Annotated in this window: 15 protein-coding genes; 7 read left to right on the top strand and 8 right to left on the bottom strand. The window is 42.4% G+C overall.

Annotated features, from left to right (window positions below; genetic code table 11):
• Positions 1 to 279: 279 nt before the first annotated feature.
• From rnr to B4F08_RS02410, 6 genes are all read left to right on the top strand, one after another.
• Positions 280 to 2,718: a ribonuclease R gene (rnr, locus tag B4F08_RS02435; RefSeq protein ID WP_291372933.1), complete on the top strand. Its 2,439-nt coding sequence runs from the start codon at positions 280 to 282 to the stop codon at positions 2,716 to 2,718.
• Positions 2,719 to 2,774: 56 nt separating this feature from the next.
• Positions 2,775 to 3,656, top strand: a complete 882-nt coding sequence (locus B4F08_RS02430) for a VanW family protein (protein WP_291372928.1) — start codon at positions 2,775 to 2,777, stop codon at positions 3,654 to 3,656.
• 52 nt (positions 3,657 to 3,708) lie between these two features.
• Positions 3,709 to 5,751: a M3 family metallopeptidase gene (locus B4F08_RS02425; protein WP_291372932.1), complete on the top strand. Its 2,043-nt coding sequence runs from the start codon at positions 3,709 to 3,711 to the stop codon at positions 5,749 to 5,751.
• A 52-nt stretch (positions 5,752 to 5,803) separates the two neighbouring features.
• Positions 5,804 to 6,016, top strand: coding sequence for a YheV family putative zinc ribbon protein (locus tag B4F08_RS02420; RefSeq protein WP_291372930.1), 213 nt, complete (start codon positions 5,804 to 5,806; stop codon positions 6,014 to 6,016).
• 13 nt (positions 6,017 to 6,029) lie between these two features.
• A complete protein-coding gene (locus B4F08_RS02415; RefSeq protein WP_291372926.1) occupies positions 6,030 to 6,449 on the top strand; it encodes a hypothetical protein in 420 nt (139 codons plus the stop codon).
• Positions 6,450 to 6,510: 61 nt separating this feature from the next.
• Positions 6,511 to 7,386, top strand: coding sequence for a DMT family transporter (locus tag B4F08_RS02410; protein ID WP_291372924.1), 876 nt, complete (start codon positions 6,511 to 6,513; stop codon positions 7,384 to 7,386).
• A gap of 75 nt (positions 7,387 to 7,461) precedes the next feature.
• Here the strand turns inward: B4F08_RS02410 and B4F08_RS02405 are convergent, their stop codons facing one another.
• From B4F08_RS02405 to B4F08_RS02385, 5 genes are all read right to left on the bottom strand, one after another.
• Entirely contained in the window at positions 7,462 to 9,657 is a 2,196-nt protein-coding gene (locus B4F08_RS02405) for a TRAP transporter large permease subunit (protein WP_086208939.1), read from the bottom strand.
• Positions 9,658 to 9,839: 182 nt separating this feature from the next.
• Positions 9,840 to 10,412, bottom strand: coding sequence for a rhombosortase (gene rrtA, locus B4F08_RS02400; protein WP_291372920.1), 573 nt, complete (start codon positions 10,410 to 10,412; stop codon positions 9,840 to 9,842).
• A gap of 71 nt (positions 10,413 to 10,483) precedes the next feature.
• A complete protein-coding gene (locus B4F08_RS02395) occupies positions 10,484 to 11,521 on the bottom strand; it encodes a hypothetical protein (RefSeq protein ID WP_086208941.1) in 1,038 nt (345 codons plus the stop codon).
• Positions 11,522 to 12,041: 520 nt separating this feature from the next.
• Positions 12,042 to 12,428, bottom strand: coding sequence for a protein YgfX (locus B4F08_RS02390; RefSeq protein WP_086208942.1), 387 nt, complete (start codon positions 12,426 to 12,428; stop codon positions 12,042 to 12,044).
• A 5-nt stretch (positions 12,429 to 12,433) separates the two neighbouring features.
• Positions 12,434 to 12,691 (bottom strand): succinate dehydrogenase assembly factor 2, encoded by a 258-nt coding sequence (locus B4F08_RS02385; protein WP_086208943.1) that lies wholly within the window; start codon positions 12,689 to 12,691, stop codon positions 12,434 to 12,436.
• Positions 12,692 to 12,883: 192 nt separating this feature from the next.
• Here B4F08_RS02385 and B4F08_RS02380 point away from each other — a divergent pair, with 192 nt between their 5' ends.
• Entirely contained in the window at positions 12,884 to 14,056 is a 1,173-nt protein-coding gene (locus B4F08_RS02380) for an acyl-CoA dehydrogenase family protein (RefSeq protein ID WP_086208944.1), read from the top strand.
• Positions 14,057 to 14,090: 34 nt separating this feature from the next.
• On the opposite strand, the gene B4F08_RS02375 is transcribed toward B4F08_RS02380, so the two are convergent.
• The 3 genes from B4F08_RS02375 to rplQ all read right to left on the bottom strand — a co-directional run.
• Positions 14,091 to 14,882 (bottom strand): alpha/beta fold hydrolase, encoded by a 792-nt coding sequence (locus B4F08_RS02375; RefSeq protein ID WP_291372916.1) that lies wholly within the window; start codon positions 14,880 to 14,882, stop codon positions 14,091 to 14,093.
• A gap of 137 nt (positions 14,883 to 15,019) precedes the next feature.
• Positions 15,020 to 16,510: a flavin-containing monooxygenase gene (locus tag B4F08_RS02370; protein WP_086208946.1), complete on the bottom strand. Its 1,491-nt coding sequence runs from the start codon at positions 16,508 to 16,510 to the stop codon at positions 15,020 to 15,022.
• A gap of 194 nt (positions 16,511 to 16,704) precedes the next feature.
• The coding region (rplQ, locus tag B4F08_RS02365) for a 50S ribosomal protein L17 (RefSeq protein ID WP_291372913.1) at positions 16,705 to 16,940 on the bottom strand (236 nt) is incomplete at its 5' end.

The raw sequence follows: 16,940 nt of genomic DNA, 5'->3' as shown, positions 1-16,940 counted from the left end.
CTCACCCATCTCACCGTAACGTGCCGCCATAATACAAACTTCATGCTAGCACTGCAAGCACAGACGCTGCCTTTTTTGCATATTTTCGTTCAATTAAATACTTTTTAAACAATTTAGTGCTGATTCATCACAATTTCTTCTTTTCAACGCATCGCTGTGCTGAATAAAACAGCAAATATCCTAAATTGCCGACATAAAACACAATATTGCAATCATTTGCGTGCAGTCTGTCTTCGCATGACTTATGCTAATCCTATCTACTGAGATACAGCCAAAGACATTATGAAAAATTGGGTCGATCCTGAAGCAAAAGCTGAAGCTGAACGTTATGACAATCCTATTCCGAGTCGCACGCTCATTTTAGAAACCATCGAAGAAAAAAAGACGGCGCTTTCACATGCGGATCTGGTTGAAATTTTTGAAATTGCAGATCAAAAAAGTATTGATGCGCTCAGCCACCGCCTGATTGCAATGGTTCGTGATGGCCAACTCATGAAAGATGGTTTCAAGTTCCTTCTTGCGGAAGAACAACCTGAACATGAAGCAACGGTCTACATTAATAGTAAAGGCTTTGGTACGGCGAATATCACAGGGCATGAAGACCTTCTTCTCCCTGAGCGTGAACTTCGTCAAGTCTTTAATGGTGATCGTGTTAAAGTGCGCCAAACCTCAGTAGATCGTAAAGGTAAAGCTTGGGGCTTTATTACCGAGGTAGTGCAACACCGTGTGAAGCAAATAATTGGTAAAGTGTCGATACATGACGGTGAATACTTTATTCAGCCAGCAAATCCGAATGCGCACCAACCAATTACCTTAGAAAAAGAGTTAATCGAACACGCACAAGTCAAAGTGGGCGATTCGGTTCGTGTGGCAATTGATGACTACCCAACCAAAGAAGAGCTCGCCACTGGTCATATTGTACAATCTATGGCGGATAAGGCAGACACCGAAATCATCATCCCACAAACCATTTTAGAGTTTGGTCTGCCGTATGAGTTTCCTGAAGAGGTACTTAAAGAAGCAGAAAGTTTTAAAGAGCCATCGGCGCAAGACCGTGAAGGTCGTATTGACCTACGTGATTTAGCCTTAGTCACTATTGATGGTGAAGATGCTCGCGACTTTGACGATGCTGTTTATGCAGAAAAACGTCCAGGTGGAGGTTATCGTGTCGTGGTAGCCATTGCGGACGTCAGCCATTATGTCCGTTCAGGCAAACCGTTGGATGATGAAGCCCAGGAACGCGGTACATCGGTGTATTTCCCGCACTTTGTTTTACCTATGTTACCTGAAGCCCTGTCGAATGGCTTATGTTCACTCAATCCACATGTGGACCGTCTGTGTATGGTCTGTGATTTAAACCTGTCCCGTGCAGGTCGCGTCACCAAGTTTGAGTTCTATCCATCAGTCATGCATTCAAAGGCACGTTTAACCTATACCAACGTTGCTCAATACTTTGGAGGTGACAGCAGTGCCATCCCAGAAGACCGTGATGTGCGCAAATCATTAAACACCCTGTTCCAACTTTATCAAGTCCTCAAAGGTTTACGTGCAGAACGTCATGCTATGGAATTTGAAACCGTTGAAACCTACATGACCTTTGATGAGCTAGGTGGGATTAAGGAAATTTTACCGCGTACGCGTAATGATGCTCACAAGCTGATTGAAGAATGTATGTTATTGGCAAACGTGGCCGCGGCTGAATATGCACTCGAACATGACGTGCCAATGCTATACCGTATTCATGAGCCACCTGAGTTTTCACGCATTCAAAAGGTACGTGACTTTGTCAAACTACTAGGTCTACCGTTCCCAGAACAGCCGACTCAGAAAGACTATCAGGCCGTAATTGATGCAACCAAAGACCGGATTGATGCGCCTAGTATCCATGCCGTGCTGTTACGTTCGATGATGCAAGCCTACTATGGTGCGAATAACGCGGGTCACTTTGGTTTGGCATATGAAGCGTATACGCACTTCACTTCTCCAATTCGTCGTTACCCAGACTTGTTGTTACACCGTGCCATTAAAGCCAAGTTAAAACATAAACCTGCACCTCTTTCAGGGGCTGCTTTGGATGATGCGGGTCAACATTTCTCCGCAACTGAACGTCGTGCAGATGAAGCGTCTCGCTCTGTCACCACATGGTTGAAATGTCATTATATGCAGCAGCATTTGGGTGAAGAGTTTGTCGGCACCATTTCTGCCGTAGCAGAATTTGGTCTGTTTGTAACGCTCAAAGACTTATATGTTGATGGCATGATCCATGTCAGCCAACTGGGCGATGACTACTTTGTCTATGACCAACCAAGTCAGAGCTTGATTGGGCAGGCACGCGGTCAAAGCTTTAGCTTGGGCGATGAAGTAAAAATCAAAGTTGCAGCAGTGAATTTAGAAGATCGAAAAATTGATTTTGAATTATTGCAACAACTCTCACATGGTGGTCGGCCCATACGAAGTCGAGCACCCCGTGTTGGCAAAGCCAAAACAGCACGAAGCGAAAGTAAAGAAGAAGTCTTTAGCGAGTCGACAAACGCCTCTCCCAGTAACAGCGGAGACCAGCCCATACGACGCAAAAAAGATAAATCCCAACCTAGCTCCTACAGCAAAAAGCCTGGTAAAAAATCTTCATCAAAGTCTGAAACAAAGGTTAAAGATAAAGTGAAGAAAAAGTCGAAACCTAAAAAGAAAAAATCCAACGCAAAAGCGAAAACTGAGTAAATGATGTAAAAGGTGCTAGGGCTTCATGTTCTAGCACCTTTTTTCATAGGACCAACATGAATTTTTTGCGTTTATTTTTAAGCAAACCTATCAGCCAATATCATCCCTTGCTTTATTTCATGGCTACACGTAGCCGACGTATGATGCGCTATTGGCAGTGGAAAACAGATGGGAAAGACTATGCACATTCATTTTCTAACGTCCCTTTGGCTTTTCGCGTCAAAAAGCATCAGTCCGTTCTAATTCGTAAATTAGGCGATAGCGATCAACACTGGCAACACAATAAAGTCATCAATCTCAAAATTGCCAGTCCATGTATTTCTGGGATTTTAGTCCATCCACAACAAACGTTTTCTTTTTGTCAGTTGGTGGGACAACCAACAACTCAAAAAGGCTATGTCGAGGGAATGGAACTCAGCTTTGGGCAGGCTCGTGGTGGTATTGGTGGTGGTATTTGCCAAATTGCCAACCTCATCCACTGGCTTGTCTTGCATAGCCCGTTACAAGTGGTACAACGTTCACAGCATTCCTTTGACCCTTTTCCAGATCATGGTCGAGTGCTCCCTTTTGGGAGCGGCGCTGCAATTTTTTATAACTATATCGATTATCAATTTTACAATCCCACCCCACATAGCTTTCAAATTCGGCTGTGGTTTAGTGACAAATGTTTAGAAGGTGAACTGCGCTGTTCTTCCGATTTAGGCTATGTCTACCATGTGTTTGAACAACAGCATGCCTTTCTTAAAATCGGGACGGATTACTATCGTCAAAACGAAATTTGGCGACACCGTAAAGAAAAATATAAAAGCGGTGAAATCTTAGCAACCGAGTGTATGACCCGTAACTTTGCCAAAGTGCTTTATCAACCCTCACACATTGACCTGCACTATGCATCATGGACTGAATTTCAAACGGCGCAAAACATCAAAACCAATTAAAACTTGATTTCCCACGGCATCACCCTTACATCTAGTGATAACTCAACATTTTATTTGGCTTAACAGCATGACATTAGAAAAAGCAACCTTGCCTGTTCCACAGTTTGATCAAATCACCTTAGTACAACTCCAACAGCAGATCGAACAGGCCATTCAACAGGGTCAAAGTTTTTTAAAAGACCTGAGCGAAGTCCCTGAATCGATTCAGGCACAGCTTGCTGTTTTAGAACAAGTTGATCATTTAGAAAATAATATGAGTGAAGCATGGGGCGTGCTGTCCCACCTCAATGCGGTGATGAACAACGCTGAAACTCGTGAGGTGTACCAGTCACTATTACCAAGCTTAAGTGAATACTATACCGAGTTAGGTCAACACACAGCGCTGTATCAAACCTATCAACACATTCATGATACTGCGCAATTTGATCACCTCCCCGAAGCTCAACAAAGTGCGATTAAACTTGCACTGCGCGACTTCAAACTGTCGGGTGTGGCTCTAGAAGGTGAAGCCAAAAAACGTTATGCAGAAATCTCGGCACGTTTATCACAACTGTCATCGGACTTTTCCAACCATGTTCTGGATGCAACTCAAGCCTATTTCAAACCTTTAGCGGAAGATGAACTGGTAGGCTTACCACAGAGCAGTGTTGAGCTATTAAAACAATATGGTCAGCAGCGCGAACTGGATCAACCCGTTGCCACTTTAGACTTTCCGTCGTATTTGGCAATTATGACCTATGCAGAAAACCGCCCTTTACGCGAAGAGTTGTATCGTGCTTACACTACACGTGCATCTGACCAGTCTGAACATGCTGAGTTTGATAATACCGCGGTGATGGAAGAGGTTTTAAGCCTGCGTCAGGAAATGGCAGCACTGTTAGGTTTCAACAATTATGCCGAGCTCTCATTGGCCAGCAAAATGGCGCCAAATGTAGCCACGGTAGATCAGTTCTTACGTGATTTGGCTGAACATTCACGTGCCCCTGCGCTCAAAGAAGTGGCGGAGCTAAAAGCTATTGCCGCTGAAGATGGCATTGAAGAGTTAAAACCGTGGGACAGCACGTATTATTCCGAAAAATTGAAAGTCCAACAGTTCAATTTATCTCAAGAAGCGCTCAAGCCCTACTTCCCTGCACCCAAGATTTTGCAGGGCTTATTTAGTATTGTGAACCGTCTTTATGGCATCCAAGTGGTCGAACGTGAAGCTCCCGTATGGCATCCAGATGCACGCTATTTTGAACTACAAGATCAAGGCGCTGTGGTCGGTGGATTCTACTTTGACCTCTATGCGCGTCAGGGCAAACGTGGCGGCGCATGGATGAGTGGTTTCCGCTCTCGCACCCAAACAACACAAGGCCTACAAAAACCGATTTGCTATATGGTGTGTAACTTTACGCCACCTGTGGGAGATCAAGCAGCACTATTGACTCATGATGAAGTGATTACCTTGTTCCATGAATTTGGACATGGTTTGCATCATATGTTAACCGAAGTCGACAATATTGCGGTTGCAGGCACACACGGCGTAGCATGGGATGCGGTGGAGTTGCCAAGTCAATTCATGGAGTTTTGGGCATGGGACACCGAAAGCTTAGACCTGCTCAGTGCTCATATTGACACCCAAGAAACCTTACCAGAAAGTCTACTCAAAGCCTTGCTGGATGCGCGTTTCTTCCAATCTGGCATGCAAAGTCTACGTCAAATTGAGTTTGCCCTGTTCGACCTCAGCATTCATAAAACAGCCCCTGCTTTAAAAGCGGATCAAATCCAAGCCACCTTAAATGAGATCCGTGCACAGTATGCTGTTTTAGAAACCATACCTTATAACCGCTTCCAACATAGCTTCAGCCATATTTTCGCAGGCGGCTATGCAGCAGGTTATTATTCTTATAAATGGGCGGAAGTTTTGGCCAGTGATGCCTTCGATCGTTTCGAAAATGAAGGGATTTTTAATACTGCCACTGGAAAAGAATTTCGCAAGTTTATTCTAGCAGTTGGCGGAAAAGATACAGCACTTGATGCATTTATCAATTTCCGTGGACGCGAGCCAAAAATAGATGCTTTACTTCGTCATCAAGGTTGGACGAACCGCTAAAAAAGTGAGTAAACTAGGCGCCTAAATTGTTCAGAAGGTAAGTCTAATGACTATTAAACGTCGTTTCATTGCAGGTGCAAAATGTCCTAAATGTCAGGCAATGGATCGTGTCGTTATGCTTACCTCGAATGACGATGAATGGATTGAATGTATCGACTGTGGTTATTCTGAGAACAGACCTACCCATGTAGACGAGCCTCAGATCCCAGCTACCCCAGACGAAGTTGGGGTCATTCAATTTAAACCGCGTCAATCCAAAGAATAAAAGGTCGAGTCGAATGTCACCCGTACAACACAACAATCCTAAATTGCTCTGGGGAATTACAGCAGGTCTGGTCGCAATCATTGCGATTTTTGCGCTGTATCAATGGATTTTTGCCTCACAAGAACCTGAAACACCCCCTCATCAAACAGAATTGCTTCAACCCACTGTGAAAGCCATTCCAGAAGTGCAAAATGCGGCATCAAAGGCAGCAGCAGAAAATACGGTAAAATTGGTTGAAGAGGATATTCTAACATCCCCTGTGCCTAAAAATTCATCTTTAGCCAAAGAAGAAGTAGCCAAACTGGACGACATTCAAACTCAACTCAAAGAACAAGAAACTACCTTGCAAGCGCAGCATAAAGATGCTGATGAATTAATGAAACTCAAAGAAGAACAAATTAAACTGTTAGAAGCCCAACTGGCAACACAGTAATCCCCCTTTGCACTTTTTAAATACGCTAGAATATCAACCGATACTCTAGTGTATTTTTATCATGTCTACTCAGACCACCTCATCTAGCGTGCTTAAAGCCATAGCCCTACTCATTGTTTCAGCGCTGCTGTTTTCTTTGATGGGGGTTTGTATTCGCTATGCTTCACATACAGTGGATAATGCCAGCATTGTTTTTTTCAGAAACTTCGTGGGTTTATTTATTTTTTTACCGCTGATTTTACAGCGAGGACTGGGCTTTTTTAAAACAGAACGTCTGTGGATGCACACTTGGCGCTCCATGGTTGGGCTTGTCGCGATGTATGGTTTTTTCTACGCGATTGCTCACTTAAAACTGTCAAACGCCATGGTCTTTACTTATTCGTCTCCTATTTTTATTCCTTTGATTGCTTGGCTATTTTTAAAAGAAAAAATCACGCGCTCAATGCTGATTGCCGCGTTGATTGGGCTTTTAGGCGTCCTATGTGTGGCGAAACCTGATGCTGGCTTATGGAATCAGTTGTCCTTCATTGGCCTCAGTGCTAGTTTTTTAGCGGCCATGGCTTTTGTCACAGTACGTGCACTTACTGCAACCGAACCGCCTGAGCGCATTGTCTTTTATTTCTGCTCTATTGGTACCCTGATTTCCATGATTCCCATGTTTTGGCATATCCGTCCTTACACATGGACAGAACTGAGCTTCCTGATTGGAGCGGGTCTACTTGCCAATGTCAGCCAACTGGTGATGTCTCATGCCTATCGACTGGCGCCTGCAGGTCAAATTGGGCCTGTAAATTATGTCGCAATTATTTTTGCAGGCCTCTGGGGTTATTTATTTTGGCGAGAAACTCCTGATTTTTATAGTTTAATTGGCTTTTCCCTGATTTTATTGGCAATTGTGGTTTGTAGCCCTCTGTTGCAAAGACGACTACGTCCCTAGCAAGCTCTCCAATAAATCCAAAGCATAAAAAAGCATCCGAAGATGCTTTTTTAATGTTCCAAGTTTATTTAAATCTTAGTGATACCAACCGAATAACTTAAAGATATAAGGTGCATAAGTCACAATCAACAAAGAGGGAAATAAGACTAAAATCGGTAAAATCCAACGTTCATAACGATAGTAAAACGAAGTGTACATTTCTTTGGCTTCCGCATCGGCTGCACGAACTTCGTCATCCCCAACTGAAAGCCGAGTTAGCAAATGGTTCAATGCCACTGGTGGTGTGACATAACCCAGCTCAAATGCGACCAACACAATCATCCAGAAATGGATTGGGTGAATACCATTTTCGTAAGCGACGGGAGCGATCGTTGCAGCAACTAAAATAACTGCACCAAATGGATCCGTGGTCATTCCAATGATTGCCAACAGTAAAGCAATAAATGCCAATGAAATGTAAATATTACCTAAATGAGTTGGCAATAATTCAACAACTTCCGTTCGTTCAATCAAGCCTCCTACACTCGCAGATAAGGCCATTAGAATAATTAAGGCTCCAATATGTCCCACTGTCTCTGATGATGCAAACCAAATTGAACCTCCAAAACCGCGGCGCTTGGTCTGACCACCATGCTCGCGTAAAAACTCTGAGTGTTTTTCATGCTCTAAGGCTAATACACTATGTGCATCTATAGGTGTAGGATTAAAGCGATCACTCCACCAACGGTCAAACATAATATAGGCAATCAAAATAATCGGCAGAACCACAGGTGCTGTGAATTCATCCATTTGCGTATCTAGACCATATTTATAAAAAGCAATCACCACTAGCGTAATCACAATATATGGAATCACTGGTACAAAGGCACGCAACATACCTGGTATCGCAACACGTGGAGAGTTGACTCGGAAACGTGTTTCAGCCAAGTATAGAGAGATCCCTAAAAATACAAATGCCGTGAGCCAGAATACATAAATACCGTGATCAAATAATTCATCAGACGTGACATGCCGACTATCTAACATCGAAATTAAAATAATGAGTAAACAAGGCCGAATCACAACCCCTAAAGAGCCTGACATTGCAGACACGGCAAGCGCAAACTGACGTCTTGACCCAGAGTTCCATACTTCCTTATAAATAATCGCACCCGCTGCAACTACGAAGATTCCTGATGCTCCCGTATAAGCAGTTGGGATAGCTGCTGCAATTAGAATCAACCACGTTAATGTTTCAGGAGCCAAATTCCAAGGACGTAAAATACCTAGGAATAAATCCATAACACGCGTTTGGGTCAGTAACATCCCCGCCCAAATAAACAATGCTAAATTGAGGAAAATACCAGAGAACTCAACCAACTGACCAAGATAAATACCTTGCCCCATTGGGTAATCCATAAAGAAGGTAAACGCAATGCCTGTCACTAAAGCCATATAAGCATAAAGCGGTACACTTAAAAATGCTAAGCCAATATTGCCCGTACCTGCTTGTTTCGGCTCAGGCGTTCTAAAAAATTGAAGAATACTAATTACAGTCACACTGGAAAATAGAATAATCCAGAGCCAATATACGGTCAGCGTTTCAAAAGTGGACTCAACTCCAGAGTTCAGTACAGATTGGAACTGACTATAGACTGAATACGTCAACAAGCCATTGCCCAATGCCATAAAGATTGAATACACACGGAAATCAAGTTTAGTTGTCGGCGCACGTAAACCAATATGGTGATATTTGACTGAAGCTGTGATTGCTGCAACCAATACCATCAACAAAAGAATTAAAACACGGTTTTCAGAACCAAACTTAAAGATACCGAAGAAGGTGGTTTCAATTGTGCGATAAGTTCGGATACTTGGATGCTCGTCCAAATATTGAGTAGCTTTATCATAAAATTGATACTTTTCCTCACACTGTTGTAGCCCAGCCATCACAGAAGCACGTACATCAGCTTCTGAAGCTGTGCCAAAGATGTCCGCAAACTCATCGGCAGCATTAGACTTCATTTGCTGCTGAACTAGTAAATCAATATTCGGATGGCGGTTACACTCAGGCTTTACAGGCTCAGCTCTTAAAAAAGAATACTGCATTCCAGCCGTTTCACTACCATAGAGACGCTCACCTACACGGAGTAACTGACCATGAATCATTTCACCTGTACCTATTAATAGCGTAAGTAACAGTAAAATCAGAATTAAGAAAGTGGAAATCCACTCCGTCCATATATACTTCAGCAGATCGAGTCCTGATCTGCTCTGTCCATGATTCTGCATGTTGTTTCCTATTTTTATTTGCAGTTCTATTCGGCGTAATACGCTGTAGAACCTGTCGTTTTGTCGGCTTGAGCTTGTCCTTTCTCGATGCCTTTAGATTTTTGTTTTGTTTATCTTTGCATCAAATTTATATTTTTGAATATGACAATCTGGATTTTCTTTTTAGAATTTAGGTCAATAGATTACTCATCAAATAGATTCACCCCGATTAAATACATAGCTGCAATCACAATCCCCCAGATCACACCCAATAAATGTGCTTCGACTAAGACTGGACTCCCGATCAGTTCAGCCGTAGCACTCGCCCCAAGGGTATTTTCCCAAATCAGTTTGCCTAAAATGAGAAACAACACCAAACTCGCAAACATCCGCTCTTTACGGTAAAGCAAATGGACGATGGCAATCGCAGTGAACATCCCATGCAATACACCTGACAGCCCAGCATAGGCTTCAATATCGGCCAAAAAATAATAAAAACTGAGACTAATTAATGGCGGTAAAATCAGCAATAACGCCACAAAATGCCAGACACGCACGCGTGGGAAAATAAAAGGCAGACACATAAATGCCAACATATTAAGGGCAAAATGAATCCATCCCACATGCACCCAGTGCGCAGTCCACAAACGCCAAACTTCAGGAAAAATATCCACACGCCAATAAATAAATTGATCTTTAAAAATCTGTAGGCATGCCGAAATTGATATGACGAACGCAATCAAAATGATTTTTCTATATAGAAATTGATCTTGCATCGCATGCCCTTATGCTGTGACTCATTTATTTATTGTTATTTTTTTGACTACATGGCTCAGTTTAAAATTGGTTAACTTTCATTAAACAGTTCATCCAACTCTGAACGATCTTCTTTTTCATCCCAGAAATGCGCCATACCACCATCACCTGTTCGTGTCCCTGTATGTTCAGTCCAATAACGATCAGAAATGCCTTGTACCATACTCGAAGCCATACTATCAATCAGCTTAAACTGTGGATTAGTCTGTTTTTCATCACTATGTGAAGCCGCATAACTTTTCAAGGCATCACGAATTTTCGCATCATCACCACTGGCTTGCGCTGCAATAGCATACATCGCATGGGCTAAACGCACCCCTTTTTGCTCGCCGATTTGCATAGATTGTTTTAAAGTCTGATATGGATCAGGCTTACCTTCACCCGCACCTGGTAACAAGGTCCAAATCACCGCACGTGTTGCATTCGGTGCACCCCAAAACTTTTCATTGTCTAGACACACCATGCCACGCTCGACAATAGCCGCAATGTCTTTAGGAACATTGACTGCACCACCTGAGTTAATATCATTAGTCATCGCTTGTAGACCGCTCAACATCCCCAGCATATATACAGTTTGATCTAAATCGCTGTTCATTTTTGGGCAACCTTCGCCCAGTGGCTTTTTATACTTTTTTTCCCAACGGTTTTGGAACAATTGATAGCCTGTATATTGACGCTGTGCAGCAATAGCAGCCCAACGTTTTTGTTCAATACGCGCATCCTGTGCTTCAGAAACATTACCTGCTTTAGAGGCACGTAAATAACGAAGCTCAGACTCTAGCGCCTGATTCTCCGCACAAATGCCTGAAGCCGAATAGAGTAAAACCGCAATACGTGTTGGGTCTGCGCCCATATCTTTGGTCGACATAATCGCAGGCGTCAAAGCATTGCCTGAATTGCAGACCATCTCTGCATCTTCCATAGCCAATATAGGCGGAACAATATGTTTTTCACTAAACCCAAGTGCAACATTAGCACCTGTTTTAACCACTTGTGAACAACCCGAAAATAATAAACTTGTAATCGCTACAACAGCCATACCTTGGCCTATTTTTTGGACTTGCGACATTTTCCTGTCCTCTATTTGTATAATTGTATGCGTCCGTGCTGACAAACATAGCAGAAGCAATTTCCGAAGAAAAGAGTATTTACTCTAAATCCGACTACTACTCTGCCATGAAATAAAAAGCGGAAAATTGACTTAAATGACACCCATATTTTTTTTCAGGCAAAAAAAAGTAGCATAGCGACGGTTCGGCACATGCTACTTATGAACTGAGAAGCCTAGCTAGGCTTTGTTTGGTGCAAATCGTTCCTTCAGCACAGTTCCTAATCGTCCTATAACAATCGCTAACACAATTGCTACCACTAGAAACATCCAAGTTGGAATCATCATAAGATTATCCTTGTTTGCTGTTGGTGATTTGAATGTACATTTTAAGAACAACAAACTATAAGAATGTTGTCTGACAATTTGAAAATAGCGTTAAATTTGTTCCGAACTGTCAGACAAAGAGAGATGAAATCAGTTTATATTTATTATTTTTCAATAGTTTGGTTAGAGTATAAAAGCTAATATTGTCCAACAATTACTGCATTTTGGTGAGTATTTTCAACGCTTTCCACTGTCTCAAGGATAACTGATCACACCAGACCAACATCGGTTTGGCACGGAAATGTTGAAAATAGATCACGATATACGCACGATGGTCGATAATATGACTGATCTGCACACGCTGCACATCGCTTTGCGTTTTATGCGACAAGGACCAATCTCGACCATCCAAATACTGTAATTGAAAGTGTTGCGGCCCTCGTAGAAAAAACAGATATAAGATAAAACCTGCGACCAAAGCAATCAGCCATAACCACAAAGGCAATAGCTGATAGAGTACAAACATTAAAATGGCATAAATTGACAACTGAAATACATAAGCCAAACGGCTAGGTTTCAGTTGAAAATGACGATTATCCATTACACTTATCCATGTACATAATGCTTTAACTTTTGAATCAAGGTTTTCATTTCAGGGTACGGTGGTTCAGACACTTCCATGAACCAGTCCAATAAATCTGGGTCTTCTTGTTCAACCAATGCTGCAAACATGGCCTTTTCCGCAGGATCCGCCTGAAGATAATAATTTTTCACATAAGGATCAAAGTACACATCAATTTCTTTTAAACCACGACGTGCACGGTAGATTACTTTACGCTCTTCCAAGCTCATTTCTTCAGTCATTACATTCCCCAGATGAATTACAACGGCTTAGTTTAACCGATCACACCTCCCTCGCCACTAGTTAAATGTCGCAATTTTTTCAACTGGCAAAACCCATCAAAAAATCAACCGCATTTGAGCATTCAGTCCATTGTCGCATGTCCTGCTTTTCACTAATCTTCTAGCAAAATAACAACATCAGGATGAGCCTCCATGCAATCAGGCGCGATTCGCCCGTTAACCAATATGCTGCCGCGTAATTTATTTAATGCTGAACATGAGGCATTTCGAGAAACTGTGCGAAAGTTTTATGCCAAAGAAGTTGTTCCCAATATTGAAAAATATGAACAACAACAACATGTCGATCGTGAGCTATGGAATAAAGCAGGCGCCATGGGACTACTGTGTGCCACCATGCCTGAAGCTTATGGTGGCTCAGGTGTAGACCGCTTGTACAGTATGATTTTGATTGAAGAACAAGCCTATGCCATGGATTCCTCGACAGGGTTTTCACTACACTCTGACATTGTCGCGAACTATATCAATAACTTTGGCAGTGAAGCACAAAAACACTATTGGTTAACGCGGATGGCTTCGGGTGAAACCGTCACAGCCATCGCGATGACTGAACCTGGCACAGGCTCAGACTTACAAGCGGTACGAACAACGGCTGTTTTAGAGGGAGACGACTATATTATCAATGGCTCTAAAATCTTCATTACCAATGGCTATCTCTGCGATATGGCAATTGTGGTCTGCAAGACGGGTGACAGTGAGAAAGGTTCAGCTAATCTCTCATTAATCATCGTTGAAGCAGATCGTGTAGGTTTCAGTAAAGGCAAACCCCTCAATAAAATTGGAATGAAAGGACAAGACACCTGCGAATTATTTTTTGATCATGTCCGAGTCCCTAAAGAGAACCTGCTCGGTTTGGAAGGCATGGGCTTTATGATGTTAATGAAGGAATTGGCTTGGGAGCGTATGCTAGTGGCGATTATTTGCCAAGCTGGTGCAGAAGCAGCACTGGCACATACTGTTCAGTACACCAAAGAGCGTAAAGCCTTTGGAAAAAGTATCTCTAGCTTTCAAAATACCCGCTTTAAACTGGCAGAGTTGCGTACAGAAATTGACTTTTGCCGGGCTTATCTGGATCGTTGTATGCAATTACAACTCGAAGATAATTTGGGGGTTGACGCAGCAGCAGCAGCTAAATATAAAATTTCAGAGATGTTTTCTAAAGTTGTGGATGAATGTCTGCAACTACATGGCGGCTATGGCTATATGTTGGAATATCCAATTGCACGTGCCTATTTAGATAATCGCGCCAATCGTATTTACGCAGGCACCAATGAAATCATGAAAGAGCTCATCTCACGTTCTCTTTAACTCAAATAGCCCATCTCTAGATGGGCTATTGCATTTATATATTTGCTTCAAGAAAATCCACCATTAACGCAACCACCAAATCGGGTTGCTCTTTATGTGGCATATGATGCAGTCCCTCTAAAATTAGTAATTCGGCTTGTCCTGTGACCCCTGAAAAAATTTGTTGTGGTTGTGCCGTGGTTGCATATTCATCTAATTCACCATGAATAACCAACGTCGGACAACAGACACCACCTATTATCTCAGCCAGACTCCAATCCTGAAAAGCGGGGGCCAACCATGTTTCAGTCCATGCATCAAGCACCCACTGTGCTTTGTTCGGATGGTATTTGGCTAAACGCTCTATTTGCCCTGCTTGTTGAAAGCCTAGTTTTGCCTCTCGAATGCCTGCTAGAGTCAGCTCTTCAACAGTATACTGTGCAGAGATAGTAATTAAGGCGTGGCAACATTCTGCATAAATTGCTGCAATCGCAATCGACATCCCACCTCCGACACTGTGCCCAAGGATAATAAAATCCTGTATCGAGAAATAATCCAAAACTGCTTTAAAGCACTGTGTGGCTTCCGTGGATACAAAACTATATGCCAGTGAAGTCGGATGAGCATCGGATAAACCAAAACCCAGTCGATCATAAGCATAAATCACACGGCCTGTTGCCCGAGCCAGCTGTGCAGGAAAATCCCGCCATAAGCTCACTGAGCCTAATGAATCATGCATTAAAATTATGGGTGCCAAAGATAGATCGCCCGAATCACTTTGCCACTTTTTGGCGTGAATCCTATATTCTGTATATTGAATTTGATGGACTTCTTCTAAGATTTTCAACGCATTTCCTATTCTTTGTTTTCTCAGTGTTCAAAATCATCTAATAGTTCAAACCTGAAAGAAAGCCCCAAAAGAGAACTGCTCAAGTCATTAAAAAAGGAGCCTAAGCTCCTTTCATATCTATGCCGTTTTGCAAGTTAGGACACTAGTTTGGGTTTCTGATCCAATGCAAGCTCACGTTTAGCAAATTTCAGTATGCCATCCTCAAAAGAAGCATTCTTTAATGCTTTACGATCAGCTAAATAGTTATTCGACACTTTCCAAGGTGCATGCTTTCCTTGTTTTGGCATAACACCTGCTGCACGTGCGATATAACCAGAACTTAAACTTCCCATCACCGTATCTTGCATCAGCTCAGTCGCATCCCCTTGTGGAATCACTTCAGTCCATTGTTTTTGATCCATATAGTTGAGTAAACGACAAATGTATTCTGCGGCAATATCCACCTTTAAAGTCCAAGAGGCATTAATATAACCAATAATCATCGCCATATTCGGCACATCACTGACCATCACGCCTTGATACAACATATGTTTAGATGTGTCTAAAGGTTCGCCATCAATCGTTGCTTGAATGCCGCCCAAGATTTGAATTTCTAAACCTGTCGCTGAGACAACAATATCCGCCTCTAAATGCTGACCAGACTTTAATTGAATACCCGTTTCAGTAAAGCGCTCAATCTGATCTGTTTCAACACTGGCTTGACCTGAACGAAGAATTTTAAATAAATCACCGTCTGGCACCACACATAAGCGCTGATCCCACGGATTATAGTCAGGGGTAAAATGTTTCATATCCACTTTACCTTTGAGCTGCATCTTAATCGACTGTAACAGCAGTCGGCGTAGCAGTTTCGGTTGTTTCTGCGCGAGTGCATAAATTCCACGTTGCATCCCAATGTTACGCGCACGAGTCAGTTTATACGCTACATCTTCAGGTAACACTTTACGCATTTTGTCATATACAAAATCAATAGATGGCACTGAAGCAATATAGGTTGGCGAACGCTGTAACATGGTCACATGACTAGCCCCACCCTTGGCCATCGCAGGTACTAGCGTAATTGCTGTTGCGCCACTACCGATGATCACTACTTTTTTGCCGCGATAATCTAAGTTTTCAGGCCATAACTGTGGATGAATAAACTGCCCTTTGAATGCTTGTTGATTTGGAAACTCAGGTTGGAAACCATGATCATAGTTATAATAGCCTGTGCAACCAAACACAAAGTTTGCAATCCAGTTCTCTTTTTTACCTTTCGCATTCTCAATCACCACCTGCCATTTCTTTAGTGCAGAATCATAATTGGCGCTTAAAACACGATGCTTAAAATGAATTTTTTCTTTGAGCTTTTGTTCATCTATCACTTCGGATAAATAGCCTTTAATCGACGAACCATCAGCCAGTACACTCGCCTGCTGCCATGGTTTAAAATTAAAACCAAAGGTCGACATATCAGAATCAGAACGAATTCCGGGGTACTTAAATAGATCCCAAGTACCACCAAAGCTATCGCGACGTTCAATAATCTCAAAAGAACGTTGTGGGCAATGCTTGGTTAAATGTGCGGCAAGACCAATACCAGAAATACCAGCACCTACAATCAGTAAATCGACGTGCTTATCCATGTTGTTTTTATCCTGTCTTATATTCTGTTCTTATTAAACCACAAACCTGACAATACACAATGTCAAGTTTAAGCATATTTCCCACAAAATGTGTCAATACGGGTCAAAATAAACAAATTGTTAAACAATAAGACATAAAAAAGACCGGTGAAACACCGGTCTTTTTTTAAGAACAACTGAATAGTTCTACGAAATTATTTAACTTCGCGATCTACTAGTTCAACGTAAGCCATCGGCGCAGCATCACCTGCACGGAAGCCCGCTTTAAGAACACGTAGATAACCGCCGTTACGTTCTTTATAACGAGGGCCAAGAACGGTAAATAATTTACCAACAGTTGCTGCTGAACGAGTACGAGCAAACGCTAAGCGACGGTTTGCAACAGTATCGTTTTTAGCTAAAGTGATTAAAGGCTCAGCTACACGACGTA

The organism is Acinetobacter sp. UBA6720, from assembly GCF_002454215.1.
In the GTDB taxonomy this organism is placed as follows: domain Bacteria; phylum Pseudomonadota; class Gammaproteobacteria; order Pseudomonadales; family Moraxellaceae; genus Acinetobacter.
Note: the sequence above shows the minus strand (reverse complement) of the source record. Positions and strands in the feature narration are given on the sequence as shown.

What these genes read in the sequence shown, in the direction of transcription:
- B4F08_RS02430 (WP_291372928.1), top strand. Translation starts at nt 2,775, where the DNA reads ATGAATTTTTTGCGTTTATTTTTAAGCAAACCTATCAGCCAATATCAT.
- B4F08_RS02415 (WP_291372926.1), top strand. Translation starts at nt 6,030, where the DNA reads ATGTCACCCGTACAACACAACAATCCTAAATTGCTCTGGGGAATTACA.
- B4F08_RS02410 (WP_291372924.1), top strand. Translation starts at nt 6,511, where the DNA reads ATGTCTACTCAGACCACCTCATCTAGCGTGCTTAAAGCCATAGCCCTA.
- B4F08_RS02405 (WP_086208939.1), bottom strand. Translation starts at nt 9,657, where the DNA reads ATGCAGAATCATGGACAGAGCAGATCAGGACTCGATCTGCTGAAGTAT.
- rrtA (WP_291372920.1), bottom strand. Translation starts at nt 10,412, where the DNA reads ATGCAAGATCAATTTCTATATAGAAAAATCATTTTGATTGCGTTCGTC.
- B4F08_RS02395 (WP_086208941.1), bottom strand. Translation starts at nt 11,521, where the DNA reads ATGTCGCAAGTCCAAAAAATAGGCCAAGGTATGGCTGTTGTAGCGATT.
- B4F08_RS02390 (WP_086208942.1), bottom strand. Translation starts at nt 12,428, where the DNA reads ATGGATAATCGTCATTTTCAACTGAAACCTAGCCGTTTGGCTTATGTA.
- B4F08_RS02385 (WP_086208943.1), bottom strand. Translation starts at nt 12,691, where the DNA reads ATGACTGAAGAAATGAGCTTGGAAGAGCGTAAAGTAATCTACCGTGCA.
- B4F08_RS02380 (WP_086208944.1), top strand. Translation starts at nt 12,884, where the DNA reads ATGCAATCAGGCGCGATTCGCCCGTTAACCAATATGCTGCCGCGTAAT.
- B4F08_RS02370 (WP_086208946.1), bottom strand. Translation starts at nt 16,510, where the DNA reads ATGGATAAGCACGTCGATTTACTGATTGTAGGTGCTGGTATTTCTGGT.